The organism is Halomicronema sp. CCY15110, from assembly GCF_016888165.1.
Lineage (GTDB): Bacteria > Cyanobacteriota > Cyanobacteriia > Phormidesmidales > Phormidesmidaceae > Halomicronema.
Window position 1 is genome coordinate 1 of record NZ_JACSWC010000020.1, and the last position, 533, is coordinate 533.

The window sequence follows — 533 nt, forward strand, 5'->3', positions numbered from 1 at the left end:
GCCAGGTTCACCCGCTCACGGGCACCGTAGCTGCCATATTCCCCGCTAAAGCCCTCCCAAATCTCAAAGTGTGAGCCAATGTCACAGGTCATCAAAAACGGCGGCAGCGACCCCAGCAGTCGGTTATAAGCGTAAGACTTAGCCTAGTTAAACGCCTTTTGCATGGTGTCGCGATAGGTCTTGGTGCCGCGCTTGCTGTGGCCCTTGCTGGTATCCTGGCTGCCCTGCTTCGCCTCAATCAGAAAGCAGCCCGCCTTGTAGAAGTCAGCAAAGCGCGTCGATTCCGCCTTGTCGCTGGTGAAAAATTTGATGTCTTTGTCAAAGCAATACGGATCGCCTGGTTCGTTACCTTTTGGCGGTGGCCCCGCGACCGCAAGCGCCGCACAGAGGTCGAGAAAAAAGTCCTGGTAATTGGCGCGTTCGTTGCCTTCAGAGCCCAGCCACTTATTCAAAAAGGCTTCGACTCGCTGGGTGTCGGCAGATTGCATAGGGCAAACGGGGAATCGCTCGGATTCCAGGCAAGGGGGCGGCTA

The 533-nt window shown here is 56.1% G+C and carries 1 protein-coding gene; it reads right to left on the reverse strand.

The annotated features are described in order from the left end of the window. Positions 1-143: 143 nt before the first annotated feature. A complete protein-coding gene (locus JUK32_RS00105) occupies positions 144-488 on the reverse strand; it encodes a type IIL restriction-modification enzyme MmeI (RefSeq protein WP_204136845.1) in 345 nt (114 codons plus the stop codon). Positions 489-533 lie beyond the last annotated feature (45 nt).